We start from the raw sequence: 15,967 nt of genomic DNA, 5'->3' as shown, positions 1-15,967 counted from the left end.
CACCACTCTGCACCTCGCCTAGGCTCGGTGTGCCCTCACTCCGGCTTGAATCCGTGGGCCGCCGCCACGCGCCATCCATGGCGCGGGGCGGCTAACCCGGCGTCCTGCCGGGTTACCCACGGATTCAAGCCTGCGTTCGGCCAGCGTGGTTTAACGGGGCGCCTGAGATCAAGATCAAGATCAAGAGCGGCTCGCTTCGCATCGTAGTTACGGGTGGGCGCGGCTGCGTTGTGTAGATACCTATGTCCCGATGAGGGAGTGCCAGTGAACGCATCTACAGCTGACACACTGCAATCGGGGGCAAGCCCCCTCCCACAGTTGGATCTCCGGTGTTTTCGAGTGCTTTGCTCAGAAGGCAAACGTCCCATCAAACACCGGCTTGTCATCCAGCGCCAACACGCCGCTGGCAAAGATCAGGTCCAGGTGGTGACTGCCTTTCTGCCCGCCGCCCAAGCCCAGATGCAACCCGCAATGGCGTTCTTCAAAGCCTGCATTGCGCGCGTACAAATCCTTCACGCCTTCATTGGTGCCGATGCCCAGTTCTTCCACGCGGCGGTTGGACGGGTTGGCATTGAGGTACTTGTTGAAGTCATCCACCAACCCCGGCACGTCGCTGGCCACGCTGCAGATGGTGGAGTTCTCGATCCACAGTTCCAGGGGTGACTCCAGCACGCCGTATTTACGCGCAAAGGGGATGGTGCTGAGGAACGTCCCGACAAACCGCACTTGCCCGTTGATGGCCTCGCTGTGGGTGGCGATCTCGCCCGGGGCCAGGTCGTGGTTGCCGACGCCGTTGATATTGGTCCACTTCTTGATGCTGCTCATGGGGGCTTCAAGGCGTGAGCCGTGCTTGTCGGTGAAGCTCAGCACGGTGGCTTCGGACATGCGCCGGATCAAGGTGGCGTTGAGGTCGGCAATGCGCTGCGGTTCGACGCTGAAGGTGTCGTAGAAGTAGTCGCCATAATCCTTGAACAACAGCGACTTTTTCCAATGTTCGGCCATCACGCCCTGCAATGCGCGGATAAAATCCGGGCCTTCGGCTCGGGGGTTGGGCAGGGTCGAGGAATCGTAGAGAAACAGGTACAGGTCGCAGGCTTCGATGGCCTGGGCCAGGGTTTCACTGGCGCTCAGGTCCAGGCGCTGCACCTGGAAATTGAAACGGGCGGCGCTGCCGTGGGTGATTGCCTGGGCGATGGCGTCGTAGCGTTCGGTATGGCCCAGCAGTACGGTAGGGCGGCTCAGGCCTTGGAGGGCCGGGTGATGAGCGAGGTAGTAAAGAAAGTGTTCGACGGCGCGGGCCTTGTCCATGACGGGAGTCCTTCGGTGCCTTGGGTAAGGGGGCAGGTGCCGTGCACGGCACCTGCCGGATGCCTGCCGGGTATTAGAACGGCCACATCGCGGTGCCAAATGGCACAACGGCGTCGGCTTGCATCATTTCAACGGCGGCCTCATGGGTCGGCGCTTCAAACCAATCGTCGAGTTGCAGTTCGGTTTCCAGGTCTTTTTCCAGTGCTTGCATGGTGTATCTCCTAGAGGACGTTGTTTGAGAACGGCTTGCCAACGGGCTTCGCGGGCAAGTGCAGAGAACCTAGGAGAGAGTGTTTCAAAATGCAAAATATTTATTGACACGGTTTCATTTGGACTTTTTTTTCGGTTTTTTTGAAGAGATTTTTTATCGAGAAAAAACAGTTGATTGGCTGAACCGATTCTTCAGTTATGTCTGACCGACAATTTTCCGTAGACCGCCCCCTGAGCGTGGCCGTAAAGAAAACGTTCCGCACTGTAACGTCAGGTTTACGACGATAGTCGCGTAACGCTGGGTAGAAAATCCCTGTAAGGAATACCTGACAGATTGCCGAGTGCGCGTTGGTGGTGCGTGCCGAACCTGTCGAGCGGTGTACAATGCGCCGCGTTTTACTGTGACCCCCCCTTGCGTAACCACGCAAAAGGCCAAGACCCAGGGTTTACCTTCCCTGATCACTCCGCCTGGCCACGAGCCAGACGGGTTCGATTTCGTCACAGATAAAAACAAACAGGTGACGCATGACCGTTAGAAAGACGCTGTACTCCTGGTACCTGCGCTGGGGTTTGAGCGGCGCTGCTTGAGGCGGTAATTCAACGCAGCAACCTGCATTCAACATTCTCAAACCTTGCGTGAGACTCTTTTCATGAGTGGACCCCATTCCTCTTCAGGCGAGCTGAAACGCGGCCTGAAAAATCGGCATATCCAGTTGATCGCCCTCGGTGGCGCCATCGGTACCGGCCTGTTCCTCGGTTCGGCCGGGGTACTCAAGTCCGCCGGCCCGTCGATGATCCTGGGCTATGCCATCTGCGGCTTTATCGCCTTCATGATCATGCGCCAACTCGGTGAAATGATCGTAGAAGAGCCGGTCGCCGGCTCCTTCAGCCATTTCGCCCATAAATACTGGGGCGGGTTTGCCGGCTTCCTGTCGGGCTGGAACTGCTGGATCCTGTACATCCTGGTGGGCATGTCGGAGCTGACGGCCGTCGGTAAATACGTGCACTTCTGGTGGCCGCAGATTCCGACCTGGGCCTCGGCGGCGGCCTTCTTCGTGCTGATCAACCTGATCAACCTGGCCAATGTCAAAGTCTTCGGTGAGGCCGAGTTCTGGTTTGCGATCATCAAGGTGGTGGCGATTGTCGGCATGATCGCCCTGGGCAGCTATCTGCTGGTGAGCGGCAGCGGCGGGCCACAGGCGTCGGTGACCAACCTGTGGGAGCACGGCGGCTTTTTCCCCCATGGCGTGGGTGGGTTGGTGATGGCCATGGCGATCATCATGTTCTCCTTCGGCGGCCTGGAAATGCTCGGGTTTACCGCTGCCGAAGCCGACCAGCCACGCACGGTGATCCCCAAGGCCATCAATCAGGTGATCTATCGCATCCTGATTTTCTACATCGGTGCCCTGGTGGTGCTGTTGTCGCTGATCCCGTGGGACAGCCTGCTGGCCACCCTTAACGCCTCCGGCGACCCCTACAGTGGCAGCCCGTTCGTCCAGGTGTTCTCGATGCTGGGCAGTAAAACGGCCGCGCATATCCTCAACTTCGTGGTGTTGACCGCAGCGCTGTCGGTATACAACAGCGGCACCTACTGCAACAGCCGCATGTTGCTGGGCATGGCCGAGCAGGGCGATGCACCCAGGGCCCTGGCGAAGATCGACAAGCGCGGCGTACCGGTGCGTTCGATCCTGGCGTCGGCGGCAGTGACCCTGGTGGCGGTGCTGATGAACTACTTCATCCCGCAGCATGCGCTGGAGTTGCTGATGTCCCTGGTGGTAGCCACGTTGGTGATCAACTGGGCGATGATCAGTTATTCCCACTTCAAGTTCCGCCAGCACATGGACCGTAACGGCCAGGTGCCGTTGTTCAAGGCGCTGTGGTATCCCTACGGCAACTTTATCTGCCTGGCGTTCGTGGTGTTTATCCTGGCGATCATGCTGATGATTCCGGGGATCCAGGTGTCGGTGTATGCGATCCCGGTGTGGGTGGCGTTCATGGGGGTGTGCTACTGGATCAAGAACAAGCGCAAGGCGCAAGCGGCCTTGAGCACAGCAGGGACGGTTCTGGAGTAGGACGGTTCCGGTAAATGGAAAACCCGGCCGTGTGCCGGGTTTTTTGTGGGCGCGGGCAGGTTAGACTCCACCCCCCGTTTTTATCGATCCTTGCCCGGAGGCCCTATGCAGCACACCGAGATTGACGGCGGCGCCCTGCAGCGCGACGCGCTGGAAGACCTGATCGAGCAGCACCGCAGCCCTTTGCGCTTGCTCGGCGTCGACCTGAGTGGTGCCGATCTGTCGCGCATGCAATTGGACCACTGGGTGTTTGAGCGGTGCATTCTGACCCAGACGTCCTTCCTCGGTTCGCGCCTGGAAGGCACGCAATGGAAAAGCTGCCGGGCCGGCCACGCCATCTTCGAGGCCGCGAACCTGTTGGAAGCGCAGTTCAGCAGTTGCGACCTGAACAACACGCGCTGGCAGCGCAGCAAGCTGTCCCAGGCGAATTTCACCCAGTGCAAGCTGACCGGCGCCAACTTCACCCATTGCGCGTCCCTCGGCCTGAGCTTCAGCGAAAGCCTGCTCAACAGCGCCTTTTTGTCCGGGTTGTCGTTTACCCGAACCCTGCTTAACAACCTGGATTTTTCCGATAGCGATTTGTCGGATACCGACTTTCGCAAGGCAGAGCTGGTGGATTGCAGCCTGGCCCATGCCCGTATCAACGGTGCCAATTTTGCCGGTGCCGACCTGCGCGGTGCAGATTTGAGCGGCTTTCGTCTCAATGATGCCAAACTGTTCAAAGGCGCCGTGATTTCCAAAGCCCAGGCGTCGATGTTGTTGTCTGAGTTGGGCTTGTCCGTTGCCTAGGGTTCTTGATTGATGCTGGTAATTTCCAACAATGTGCACCTGCCTGACGCCGAGATCGAACTGACCGCCATTCGTGCCCAGGGTGCCGGCGGGCAGAACGTCAATAAGGTGTCGAGTGCGGTGCACCTGCGCTTTGACATTCCGGCGTCGTCGTTGCCGCAGTTCTACAAGGAGCGCTTGCTGGCGCTGCGTGACAGCCGTATCACCAGCGAGGGCGTGCTGGTGCTCAAGGCCCAGCAATACCGGACCCAGGAACAGAACCGTGCGGATGCGCTGGAGCGTCTGGTGGAATTGATCCTCAGTGCCACCAAGGTCGAAAAGAAGCGCCGGCCGACCAAACCCACCCTGGGTTCAAAGAAGCGCCGGCTGGAGTCAAAAACCAAGCGCGGCAGCATCAAGGCCGGGCGTGGCAAGGTCGACTTTTAAGCGTCGCGAGACTCGCGGGCCTGAGGTGCCTGGCGATACAGATAGAGGCTCAGCAACAAGCCACCGCAGGCGGCGAGGGCGGCGAAGAGGAAGATCGACGCAAAGCCGAAACCTGCCGCGACGGCGCCGGCCAGTGGGCCGGTGATCCCCAGTGACAGGTCAATGAACAACGAATAAGCGCCCACCGCCGCACCACGGCTGGAGGCCGGCACCAGGTTGACGGCCTCAACCCCCAGCGCCGGAAACACCAGGGAAAAACCGAAGCCGCTCAAGGCCGCGCCGGCCAGCGCCCAGGGGGCATCCGGCGCCAGCCACAGCAACAGCAGCCCCAGTATCTCAACCGACAGGCAGGCGATTGCCACGCGGAAACCGCCGATCCGGTTGATCAGATTGCCGAACAGCAGGCGCGCGCCGATAAAACTGGCACCGAACAGGCTCAGTGCCCATACCGCGTTGTCCCAGTGCTGGGTGGTGTAATACAGGGTGATAAAGGTGGCAATGGTGCCAAAGCCGATGGAGCCCAACGCCAATGCGCACCCATGGGGCAGCACGCGGCCCAGCACATTCATGAACGGCAGGCGTACACCGGCCACAATCGGCGCCGCTTCTTTGTTCCACGCCAACAGCACGCCCACAAGCGCCAGCACAATGATGCTGACGCCCATGCTCCACAGGCCGAACCGGCTGACCAGCAGCACGCCCAGCGGTGCCCCGACGGCCAGCGCGCCGTAGCTGGCGATGCCGTTCCACGAGATGACCTTGGCGGTATTCGCCGCACCGACACGCCCTATGCCCCAACCAATCGCACCGGAACCCACCAGGCTTTCAGCGCTGCCCAGCACCAGGCGACCGATCAGCAGACAACCGAGACTGAAGGCCGGCAGGCTGGAAAAACCGGCGGCGAGCAACATGAACACGCCGCTCAAGCCGCAACCGACCAGGCCGATGAGCACCGCGCGCTTACTGCCCAGGTTATCGATGATTTTGCCGGCATACGGACGGCTCAGCAGGGTCGCCAGGTATTGCACGCTGATCACCAGCCCGGCGATAACCGCGCCATAGCCCAGTTGGCTATGCACATAGCCCGGCAACACCGCCAGAGGGATGCCGATGTTCAGGTAGCCGATAAAGGTGAACAGCACGATGGAAACGACTTGCAGCGTGACCGCCATGGGTCGCTGGGTATCTGGCATGGGAGAGGTCCACTGTCGCAGCAGGTAAAGATAGGCTGCTAATGATACCGGTGGTTTGGCTCGCGCAGGGCGCTAAAGCGCAAAAACCTCAGCGCAGGAACGCTTCAGGCTTGCTCAGGGGCCAGCAATTGGGTGGTGACCAGGGCGGCCAGGGCGTTTTCCTGGGTGCCGAAGCGCTTGAGCAACACGGCTTGTTTGTCCGCGCTGAGGCGGTTCCAGACCTCGACCATCTGCAGGGCAGCGTCGAGTACGGCGGTATCCGGGGTATCGGTCATTTTTACGGGGGTCTCGAATGATTCAGGCAGTGTGGAAAGCGCTCAAAGCTGCGCTTTCCACACGGTCTGGTACGGCGTCAGTCCTGGCTTTCGCTGTCGACTGGTTTTGCTTCTTTGGCTTCGGGCCGTGTGTCGCTGGCCTGTTGCGGTGCTGGCTGCTCTGTAGGCTGCAGGCTTGGGAAGGGGAGATTAGGTATCTCGTGCATCGTCGTCGCTCCTCGCAAGGTCTGTTTCAATCGCAGGTGATTGCGCGCTCTCAAAAAGCCTTGGCAGGATACAGCACTATAAATGACAAATAGACTTTTATATCGACCGTGCCTAGAACGCCACTTTGCCCAGGATCATGTCGCGATACATCACAAAATCACCGAGCAGGCTGTAAAACGGGTGCTGGAAGGTGGCCGGACGGTTCTTCTCGAAGAAGAAATGGCCGATCCAGGCGAAGCTGTAGCCGGCGATCGGCACGGCCAGCAACAGGCCTGGCGAGCCTCGGCCGATGGCGTAGGCCAGGATGCCGATCACCAGTGTAGTGCCGATAAAATGCAGGCGCCGGCAGGTGCTGTTGCCGTGCTCCTCCAGGTAATACGGGTAAAACTCGGCGAAGCTGTTGAATCGCTTGACGTTTTCCACGGTGACAGGCCCTCTGATTGTTGTGCGGCCCAACAGATGTTCGGCGGGGAGCTTATTTGAGTCTAGAGTGATCAGTGGTGACAGCCAGTGACAATAGATGCCACTTTAGTATCCTTGGCCTCCTGGCTACCGTTTAAGCCTGCCAGCACAAGAAGACGCCATGAGCGAACGAACAACGTCTGCAAGCTGGGCGATGGGGATAGTCAAGGCCCTGGAAATGGACGGCCTGGATTGCCGGGCCCTGTTCAAGCAACTGGGATTGGACTATGCCGACCTCAGTAACCCCGACGCGCGTTTTGCGCAGGATGCCATGACCCGTTTATGGCAGCGCGCAGTGGAGTTGTCGGGCAACCCGGCCATTGGCCTGAACATGGGCAAAGTGGCGCGTCCGGCCTCGTTTCATGTCGCCGGTTATGCCTTGATGTCCAGCAACACCCTGGCCGACGGCTTCAGGCGCCTGGTACGTTACCAGCGCATCATCGCCGAAAGCGCCGACTTGAGTTTCCGCCTGCTCCCCGAGGGCTACGCGCTGATCCTGACGGTGCACGGCGATCACCTGCCGCCCACCCGACAAAGCGCCGAGGCCTCGCTGGCCAGTGCGTTGGCGCTGTGCGGCTGGCTCACAGGACGAACCCTGCAACCGCATAAAGTGATGCTGCAGGGCGATCAACCGGTCGATCTGGCGCCCTACAAAGAGGTGTTCCATGCGCCGCTGGAATTCAATGCGCCGTATGACGCGCTGATTTTCGAGCAGGCCGACATGGATGCGCCATTGCCTACGGCCAACGAGGCCATGGCGCAGTTGCACGATCGTTTTGCCGGTGAATACCTGGCGCGCTTTTCCGAAAGCCGTGTGACCCACAAGGCACGGCAGGTATTGTGCCGCCTGCTGCCCCAGGGCGAACCCAAGCGCGAAGTGGTGGCGCAGACCTTGCATCTGTCCCAGCGTACCTTGCAGCGGCGTTTGCAGGAGGAGGGCACCAGCTTCCAGGCTCTGCTCGACGACACCCGCCGTGAGCTGGCCGAGCAATACCTGGCGCAGCCGAGCATGACCTTGCTGGAAATCGCCTACCTGTTGGGGTTCGCCGACCCCAGCAACTTCTTTCGCGCGTTTCGCCGCTGGTTCGACGCCACGCCCGGCGAATACCGGGCGCGGTTGCAGCAGATGTCGACCGTCAGTGACGCCAGAACGCCGGAATACAGAGCACAAACACCGTAATGATTTCCAGCCGTCCCAACAGCATGCCCAGCGACAGAATCCACTTGGCCGCATCCGGCAGGCTGGCGAAGTTGCCGGCCGGGCCGATGGTTTCACCCAGGCCCGGGCCGACGCCGGATACGGTACTGGCTGCGCCGGTCAGCGCGGTCATCCAGTCCAGGCCCAGCAGTGACAGGGCCAGCGCGATGGCGCAAATGGTGATGGCGAAGAAAAACGAAAAGGTCAGGATCGACCGCACGATTTCCTCGTCGAGACGGTGACCGTTGTACTTCTGTTTGATCACCGCGCGCGGGTGAATCAACTGGTTCAGGTTGGCCTTGAGCAGGATGTAGGCGACCTGGAAGCGGAAGATCTTGATCCCGCCGGCGGTAGAGCCCGAACAGCCGCCGATAAAGCCCAGGTAGAAGAACAGCATCAGTGAGAAGTTGCCCCAGAGGCTGTAGTCCCCCAGCGCAAAACCGGTGGTGGTCACCACCGAGGTGACGTTCAGCGCCACGTGGCGCAGGGCATCCAGCCAGTGCAGGTTGGTGGTCCACCAATACCAGGTGCCGAGCACCAGCCAGGTCACCACCAGCAAACCGAGCAAGCCCTGCACCTGCTGGTCCCTGAGCAGCGCGCGACGGTTGCCGCGCAAGGTCGCCACGTACAGGGTGAACGGCAGGCTGCCCAGGATCATCACCACCACCGCCACCCAGTGCACCGCCGGTTGCTTCCAGTGCGCCAGGGATTCATCGGAGGTGGAAAACCCGCCGGTGGAAATCGCCGACATGGCGTGGTTGATCGCATCGAACAGCCCCATCCCGGCCCACCAGAACGCCAGGCTGCCAAGGATGGTGATGCCCACATACGCCGCCACGATCAGCCGCGCGACCATATGAGAGCGCGGCATGACCTTTTCCGAACGGTCCGACGACTCGGTCTGGAACAGGCGCATGCCACCGATGCGCAGCAGCGGCAGGATCGCCACCGCCATGCCGATAAACCCGATACCGCCGAGCCAGTGCAACAGCGAACGCCACATCAGGATGCCCGGCGACATGTTGTCCAGCCCGCTCAACACCGTGGACCCGGTGGCCGTGATGCCGGACATGCTTTCAAAAAACGAGTCGGTGTAGCTGATGTGCTGAGTCAGCAGGAACGGCAGCGCGGCGAAGACGCACACCACCACCCAGCTTGTTACTGTAAGAAGGTACATGTCCCGGGGGCGCAGGTGTACATGCTCCGGGCGCCCGGGAATGACCAGGGCCAGACCGGCAATAAAGGTGATCATGCTGGCCCACAGGAACGAGGGCAGGTCGCTGGTGCGTTCGAAGATCACCAGGGTGGCCATGGGCACGACCATGGCGATCGCAAGCGTGATCAGGAAGATGCCGATGATGAAACCGATGATGCGCAGGGTCGGCAACGCCATGAAATTCGCTCGGGTGGTGTGGGCAGAGGCGCCATTCTACCTGCGGTGGAGGTCTTGTAAACCAAGGGCTGGGGCAACATGTAGGAGGGGGCTTGCCCTGATACCGATCAGTTGGCGCAGAGCCCCTGTGGGAGGGGGCTTGCGCCCGATGGCGGCCTCTGGACCGACCAGGATGTTGGATCGATCCCGGTCCCATGTGGGAGGGGGCTTGCTCCCGATGGCGGCCTCTGGACCGACCAGGATGTTGGATCGATCCCGGTCCAAATGTGGGAGGGGGCTTGCTCCCGATGGCGGCCTCTGGGCCGACCAGAATGTTGGATCGATCCCGGTCCCATGTGGGAGGGGGCTTGCCCCCGATGGCGGTCTCAGGACCGACCAGGATGTTGGATCGATCCCGGTCCAAATGTGGGAGGGGGCTTGCCCCCGATGGCGGCCTCAGGACCGACTAGGATGTTGGATCGATCCCGGTCCAATGTGGGAGGGGGCTTGCTCCCGATGGCGGCCTCTGGGCCGACCAGGATGTTGGATCAGATCGCGTACATATCCGTTTCTGCGGTCATGGCCACTTAGGGTTCCGCCCTGACGGCGGGTCACTTTGGAAAAGCCCCAAAGTAACCAAAGGGCTCTTGCCCCACCACTCGGCACCTCGCTTGGGCTCGGTGTGCCCGAACGCAGGCTTGAATCCGTGGGCCGCCGCCACGCGCCATCCATGGCGCGGGGCGGCTAACCCGGCGTCCTGCCGGGTTACCCACGGATTCAAGCCTGCGTTCGGCCAGCGTGGTTTAACGGGGCGCCTGAGATCACAAGCAGATCAAGATCACGAGCGACTCGCTTCGCATCGTGCTTACGGATACCTATGCCCCGATAGCAGAGTGTCAGGCGGTCAATTTTTGGCTGATACACTGCTATCGGGGGCAAGCCCCCTCCCACAGGGGATCTGCGGTGTATGAAAAAGGCGACCCGAAGGTCGCCTAGTTCAACTGCGCCTTGATCAGAACTCGTGATCGGCGCTGTCCGGGTTCAGGTCGCTGATGCCCAGCTTGCCTGCGGCGGCTTCGATCGAACCGGTCTGCTTGACCAGCGCAGCGATGGCGTCACGCACGATCTGGTTGCCTGCATCGTTACCGGCTGCGATCAACTGGTCGTAGTGCTCGCCCTTGTCGGCGTGGTTGACCATCACCTGGATCTTCGCTTCGGTCGCCGCCAGGTCAGCCTTGAGGGCTGCATCGGCTGCCGGGTCGGCTTTGGCGACCAGGGACGACAGGCTCGGGCCGGTCAGCTTGTTGCCGTCGACGCGGGTGTACTCGCCCAGGTAGACGTTGCGGATGCCTTTGGCGTCATAGAAGTGCGAGTAGTGGGTGTTGTCGCTGAAGCAGTCCTGCTCGTCTTCCGGCGAGTTGGCCTCCAGGGAGACCTTCATGCGTTCGCCGGCCAGCTCGCCAAGCGACAGGCTGCCCATGCCGAACAACATCTTGCGCAGGCCGTCGGTAGCCGGTTCCGACTCCAGGGTGGCGCGGTAGTTGTCTTCGACGTTGGGCTTCCAGTTGCCGACCATTTCCTGCAGGTCGCTGACCAGCAGTTGGGTCACGGCACGCAGGTAGGTACGACGACGCTCGTTATGGCCGCCGGTTGCACCGTCACCGGTCATGTAGTCCGAGGCTGGACGGTTGCCCGCGCCTGGGCCGGTGCCGTTGAGGTCCTGGCCCCAGAGCAGGAATTCGATGGCGTGATAGCCGGTGGCGACGTTCGCTTCGGAGCCGCCCAGCTCATTGAGGCTGGCGAGTTTTTCCGGGGTGATCTCCTTGACGTCGACCTTGTCTTCGCCGACCTGGATTTCGTTGTTGGCGATGATATTGGCGCTGGCGCCCGGGTTACCCAGTGCGTGCTCGTAGGACTTGTCGACGTAGTCGATCAGCCCCTCGTCCAGGGGCCAGGCGTTTACCTGGCCTTCCCAGTCGTCGATGATGGTGTTGCCGAAGCGGAACACTTCACTCTGCAGGTAAGGCACGCGCGCGGCGATCCAGGCGGTACGGGCTGCCTTGAGCGTGTCGTCGTTGGGGTTGGCCAGGAAGGTGTCGATGGCGGTCTGCAGGGTTTTCGCGGTGGACTCGGCGTCGCTGTACACCGCAAACACCATGTCGGCGTAATGCGCGACCACGGCCTTGGCGGCCGCTTCGTCGACCTGGCCTGCAGGCGTGGCAGCCGCTGGAGCGGTAGTGCTGGCAGCGGCAGGCGCCTGAGGCGCGGCGGCCTTGTCTTTACCTTCGCCGCAACCGGCGAGAGAAATAGCAATGGCCAGCAGACTGGCGGTGGCCAGGGGCATACGAATCATGGCGAACATCCTGCTTCGGTTGTTGATAGGGCGCGCGGGGGCGCAAAAGCTGCGACATAATGCGAAAGATTTGCATTTTGTGTAAAGGCTTATACGCGGGAAATATTTGGTATCGTTCTGCCCGCTCAAAGAATCGCCGCGTTATCGCGTTCCGATTGCTTCAGGAAAGCCGCCAACTCCCGGGCCTGCAGCGGTTTGCTGTAGTGGTAGCCCTGGCCTTCATGGCAACCCTCGGAGATGATGTAGGCCTCTTGCTCGGCGGTCTCTACGCCCTCGGCAATCACCTGCATGCCCAGGCTTTTGCCCAGTTGGATGATCGCTCGCACGATGGTCGCGTCGTCGTCATCGTCCAGCAGGTCCTGGACGAAGCTCTTGTCGATCTTGATCTTGTCCAGCGGCAGGCTTTTGAGGTAGCTCAGGGATGAGTAACCGGTGCCGAAGTCATCGATGGCGATCAGCGCCCCCGAACGGCGCAGGCTCAACAGGTGCTGGGCGGCGGTGCTGATGTCTTCCATCAGGCCGGTTTCGGTGACTTCCAGTTCCAGGCTGCGCGGCGGCAGGCGGTAAATCTGCATCAGGTTGTTGACCACCCGCGGCAACTCGGTGTGGTGCAGTTGCACCGTGGACAGGTTGACCGCCATGCGCAGTTCGGTGAAGCCCAGGTCATGCCATTCGCGCAGTTGGCGGCACGCCTGATCCAGCACCCATTCACCGATGGGAATGATGGTGCCGTTCTGTTCCGCCAACGGGATGAACAGGTCCGGTGGAACCAGGCCGTGTTCCGGGTGCTGCCAGCGAATCAGCGCTTCGACACCGACCACGCGGTGATCGCGGTAACTGATCTGCGGTTGATACACCAGGTGAAACTGGTCACGGCTCAGGGCATCGCGCAGGTCTTTCTCCAGCTCGCGGCGCCGACGCATTTCGCTGTCGACGCTGGCGATGTAGAACTGGTAGCGATTGCGCGAGCGGCTTTTGGCCAGGGTCATGGTCTGTTCGGCTTTCTGCAGCAGTTTCTCCGTGCTGTCGCCATCTTCCGGGAACAGGGTGATGCCGATGGTGGCGCGCAGGCGAATCTGGTCCTGATCCAGGGCAAACTCCGCTTCCAGGTCATCCAGGATACTTTGCGCAAGTTCCGCCGCTTCGTAGGGCTGGTCGATATCGGCTTGCACCAGGGCGAACTGGTCGCCCCCCAGGCGGGCGAGCGCGCCCAGGCGCCCACTGTGGGCGCGCAAACGATCGGCCAGGGCCAGCAGCAACTTATCGCCATTCTGATAGGTGAACTGCTCGTTGACGCTCTTGAAGTCATCCAGCCCCACGCACAACACCGCTACGCGACGCTGGCGCCGGCCGGCATCGGTGAGGATCCGGTCCAATTGCTCCTGCAACTTCTGGCGGTTCGGCAGGCCGGTGAGAAAATCATACTGGGCCATGCGCAACAGGCTGGACTCGGCCTCGTGGCGCAGGTGGGTATTGCGTTCGATGGATTCGAGCAACTGGTTGGCGGTGTTTATCCACAGCCCCAACTCGTCGCGCTCATGGCCCTTGATCTGCGGGATCTTGTGCTCGCTGGGCCGGTCCGGGTTGATCGACGTCAAGTGCCCGATAATCCGCGAAAGCGGTTTGGTCAGCAGCCAGTGATACACCAGGTACAGCACCAGCCCCATGGCCAGGGCGCGCAGCACTCCGGAAATAAAGATGATCACCGAACTGACCAGGAAGCCTTCGCCGTAGGTGGCGGTGTCGAGGGTAATGCTCAGGTCGCCGTAATACTCGCTGTAGGGGCCCTTGCCTACCAGTGGGGTGGTAAAGGTGCGTTCCTGCCCAAGAATCAGGTCGGTTAACCAGCGGCTGGAAGAAGGCTGCAAGGTGCGGCTTTTTTCCGCGAGCATGGTCTCGTTGGGGTGGCCGATGGATGCGACGCGTACGGCGTCATCCTGAAACAGGCCTTCGATCACCTGCATGCCCATTTCGCGGTCCAGGCTGTAGACGGCCTGGGTCGAGGGGTCGCGAAACATGTCGAGGATACGTTGGGCATCGCCCGCTACGGCCTGGCGCGTCTTATAGGCATCGAAAACGATCTGCGCCACGCTCAGCGCCACGCCCACGATCAGTGCCGAGAGCAAGACAACCCGTAGCAACTTCACCGACAAGCTGTTTTTGAGTTCCAGCTTCAAAGGGGCATTCCTTGTCTCATGCGGGTGGCCTTCAATATGCCATGAGTATTGGCAATCTGGGGAGGGCAGTCAAAGGAACATTGGAGCAGCAGGCACCTTCAAGGCTGGAGGGGAGAAAAAACCAAAAAAAACGGCGGATGTGCTCCGCCGTCTGACTGTTCGACCAGGATGCCGCATGCCAACGTGGCTGGCATCGCGGGCGCAGTTGTCAACTCACTGAAAAGTCGATCTTTGGCGGCGCCGGTGGCATGTTGTCCTCGCCGGGGCGTTCTGGTGCTTTCGCGCCACCGTCATCACCGCCGCCGCCTGCACCACCGGCAAGACCTTTCATGAGGCCGCTGATGAGTTGCATCGCCATCTGCCCGCCTGCTTTTCCGATTTCTTCCATCTTTTTTCTCCAGAAGAGCGCGAGAGGGTTATTCCTCTCACTCACTGCGTGGCAATTTCTCTTCTGCGAGTTCCACCACGACCAGTAGCTTGCTGCTTGTTAGCGCCCATGAAAAAGCCCGGCAATGGCCGGGCTCTTTCTACTGCAAGCGCTGCTTAGGCAGTGAAGGTCTTGCCTTCGAACTGCTCAGCCACGAACTTCCAGTTGACCAGGTTCCAGAACGCTTCCACATACTTGGGACGCACGTTGCGGTAGTCGATGTAGTAGGCGTGTTCCCAGACATCGCAGGTCAGCAGCGGGGTGTCGCCGTTGGTCAGCGGGTTGCCGGCGCCGATGGTGCTGGCCAGGGCCAGGGAACCGTCAGCCTTTTTCACCAGCCAGCCCCAACCGGAACCGAAGGTGCCGACCGACGTCTTGGTGAACTCTTCCTTGAACTTGTCGAACGAACCGAACGCGGCGTTGATGGCTTCAGCCAGAGCGCCGGTAGGTTGGCCGCCGGCGTTTGGCGCCAGGCAGTTCCAGTAGAAGGTGTGGTTCCAGACCTGAGCGGCGTTGTTGAAGATACCGCCTGAAGAAGACTTGACGATTTCTTCCAGGGTCTTGCCTTCGAACTCGGTGCCTGGCACCAGGTTGTTCAGGTTCACGACATAGGTGTTGTGGTGCTTGTCGTGGTGATACTCCAGGGTTTCCTTGGAGATGTGCGGCTGCAGGGCATCGTGTGCGTAGGGCAGCGGCGGCAATTCGAAAGCCATGATGATTCTCCTAATCAGGTCAGTTGCGGTGAGCGCAAGGCCGATCACGGGCGGCCAAACAAGCGCCGGCGAGTCTGTACTCTTTGCGGCGCAAGTCCGGGATCATAGCACCGGGGGTGCGGCAAAACCACGCAACAACTGTGTGGGATAGAGGTTCCAGAGCCTTTTGGAATAAGTTCATGGCGCGCTGATTAATTGGTAGGCCACGCTGAACATCATTACGGCCACCAGCAGGTCGAGCAGACGCCAGGTAGCCGGGCGCGCCAGCCACGGCGCCAACCACGCCGCACCCAAGGCCAGGGTGGTAAACCACAGGAACGACGCACTGGCCGCGCCGGCGACGTAGGCCCCGGGCTCCGTCTGTTGTGCGCCCAGTGAGCCGATCAGCAGCACGGTGTCCAGATAGACATGGGGGTTGAGCAGGGTCACCGCCAGCGCGCTCAACAGCACGGCGCGCAATGAGCGGGTCTTGAGGCTGGCGTCCTGATCCAGACGTTGTGTCGAACAGGCCCTGCGCAGCGCGCACGCGCCGTACCACAGCAGAAACGCCGCGCCGCCCCAGCGCGCCACCCCAAGCAGTATCGGGCTCTGCGCCAGCACGGTGGCCAAGCCGAATACCCCGGCCGCCACCAGCAGCGCATCGCAGATCACACACAGGGCGGCGACCGGCAAGTGATGTTCGCGGCGCAGGCTTTGCGCCAGGACGAACGCATTCTGCGTGCCGATTGCCATGATCAGTCCCAGGGCTACCAGCAACCCGTTCATATAGCTTTGCCACATAGCGC

At 60.9% G+C, this 15,967-nt stretch carries 15 protein-coding genes; 4 read left to right on the top strand and 11 right to left on the bottom strand.

Annotated elements, in window-relative coordinates; translation table 11 throughout:
- Window positions 1-348: 348 nt before the first annotated feature.
- Both BFP93_RS22950 and BFP93_RS28955 read right to left on the bottom strand, forming a co-directional pair.
- A complete protein-coding gene (locus tag BFP93_RS22950) occupies window positions 349-1,308 on the bottom strand; it encodes a leucyl aminopeptidase (RefSeq protein WP_065895056.1) in 960 nt (319 codons plus the stop codon).
- Between the two features lie 73 nt (window positions 1,309-1,381).
- Window positions 1,382-1,519, bottom strand: a complete 138-nt coding sequence (locus BFP93_RS28955) for a hypothetical protein (protein ID WP_003237751.1) — start codon at window positions 1,517-1,519, stop codon at window positions 1,382-1,384.
- A gap of 649 nt (window positions 1,520-2,168) precedes the next feature.
- On the opposite strand from BFP93_RS28955, the gene BFP93_RS22945 reads away from it, so the two are divergent.
- From BFP93_RS22945 to arfB, 3 genes are all read left to right on the top strand, one after another.
- Window positions 2,169-3,590, top strand: coding sequence for an amino acid permease (locus BFP93_RS22945; RefSeq protein ID WP_065895055.1), 1,422 nt, complete (start codon window positions 2,169-2,171; stop codon window positions 3,588-3,590).
- Between the two features lie 105 nt (window positions 3,591-3,695).
- Window positions 3,696-4,379 carry a pentapeptide repeat-containing protein gene (locus BFP93_RS22940; protein ID WP_065895054.1) on the top strand — a complete coding sequence of 228 codons (684 nt, stop codon included), beginning with the start codon at window positions 3,696-3,698 and terminating at the stop codon, window positions 4,377-4,379.
- A 12-nt stretch (window positions 4,380-4,391) separates the two neighbouring features.
- Window positions 4,392-4,805 (top strand): alternative ribosome rescue aminoacyl-tRNA hydrolase ArfB, encoded by a 414-nt coding sequence (gene arfB / locus BFP93_RS22935; RefSeq protein WP_065895053.1) that lies wholly within the window; start codon window positions 4,392-4,394, stop codon window positions 4,803-4,805.
- Here arfB and BFP93_RS22930 read toward each other — a convergent pair.
- The 3 genes from BFP93_RS22930 to BFP93_RS22925 form a co-directional block, all read right to left on the bottom strand.
- Window positions 4,802-5,998: an MFS transporter gene (locus tag BFP93_RS22930; RefSeq protein ID WP_065895052.1), complete on the bottom strand. Its 1,197-nt coding sequence runs from the start codon at window positions 5,996-5,998 to the stop codon at window positions 4,802-4,804. The two genes, arfB and BFP93_RS22930, sit on opposite strands and share 4 nt — an antisense overlap.
- 104 nt (window positions 5,999-6,102) lie before the next feature.
- The gene (locus tag BFP93_RS28950; RefSeq protein WP_163001606.1) at window positions 6,103-6,273 is read right to left on the bottom strand and encodes a hypothetical protein; all 171 of its coding nucleotides are present in this window, start codon (window positions 6,271-6,273) and stop codon (window positions 6,103-6,105) included.
- Window positions 6,274-6,591: 318 nt separating this feature from the next.
- On the bottom strand, window positions 6,592-6,903 hold the full coding sequence (locus BFP93_RS22925) for a DUF962 domain-containing protein (protein WP_065895051.1): 312 nt from the start codon (window positions 6,901-6,903) through the stop codon (window positions 6,592-6,594).
- 160 nt (window positions 6,904-7,063) lie between these two features.
- On the opposite strand from BFP93_RS22925, the gene BFP93_RS22920 reads away from it, so the two are divergent.
- Complete coding sequence (locus tag BFP93_RS22920) at window positions 7,064-8,122, top strand: AraC family transcriptional regulator (protein ID WP_065895050.1); 1,059 nt, start codon at window positions 7,064-7,066, stop codon at window positions 8,120-8,122.
- Here the strand turns inward: BFP93_RS22920 and BFP93_RS22915 are convergent.
- From BFP93_RS22915 to BFP93_RS22890, 6 genes are all read right to left on the bottom strand, one after another.
- Complete coding sequence (locus BFP93_RS22915) at window positions 8,079-9,533, bottom strand: TrkH family potassium uptake protein (RefSeq protein WP_065887653.1); 1,455 nt, start codon at window positions 9,531-9,533, stop codon at window positions 8,079-8,081. The two genes, BFP93_RS22920 and BFP93_RS22915, sit on opposite strands and share 44 nt — an antisense overlap.
- Window positions 9,534-10,524: 991 nt before the next feature.
- The gene (locus BFP93_RS22910) at window positions 10,525-11,865 is read right to left on the bottom strand and encodes an imelysin family protein (RefSeq protein WP_065895049.1); all 1,341 of its coding nucleotides are present in this window, start codon (window positions 11,863-11,865) and stop codon (window positions 10,525-10,527) included.
- A 125-nt stretch (window positions 11,866-11,990) separates the two neighbouring features.
- Entirely contained in the window at window positions 11,991-14,042 is a 2,052-nt protein-coding gene (locus BFP93_RS22905; protein ID WP_065895048.1) for a putative bifunctional diguanylate cyclase/phosphodiesterase, read from the bottom strand.
- Window positions 14,043-14,250: 208 nt separating this feature from the next.
- Entirely contained in the window at window positions 14,251-14,430 is a 180-nt protein-coding gene (locus tag BFP93_RS22900) for a hypothetical protein (protein ID WP_065895047.1), read from the bottom strand.
- A 155-nt stretch (window positions 14,431-14,585) separates the two neighbouring features.
- Window positions 14,586-15,182: a superoxide dismutase gene (locus BFP93_RS22895; protein WP_003175739.1), complete on the bottom strand. Its 597-nt coding sequence runs from the start codon at window positions 15,180-15,182 to the stop codon at window positions 14,586-14,588.
- 177 nt (window positions 15,183-15,359) lie between these two features.
- On the bottom strand, window positions 15,360-15,962 hold the full coding sequence (locus tag BFP93_RS22890) for a LysE/ArgO family amino acid transporter (RefSeq protein ID WP_065895046.1): 603 nt from the start codon (window positions 15,960-15,962) through the stop codon (window positions 15,360-15,362).
- Window positions 15,963-15,967: the final 5 nt, after the last annotated feature.

The sequence above is a fragment of the Pseudomonas sp. 44 R 15 genome (assembly GCF_900004965.1).
GTDB classification, from domain to species: domain Bacteria; phylum Pseudomonadota; class Gammaproteobacteria; order Pseudomonadales; family Pseudomonadaceae; genus Aquipseudomonas; species Aquipseudomonas orientalis_A.
This window is presented reverse-complemented; position numbering and strand designations above follow the sequence as displayed.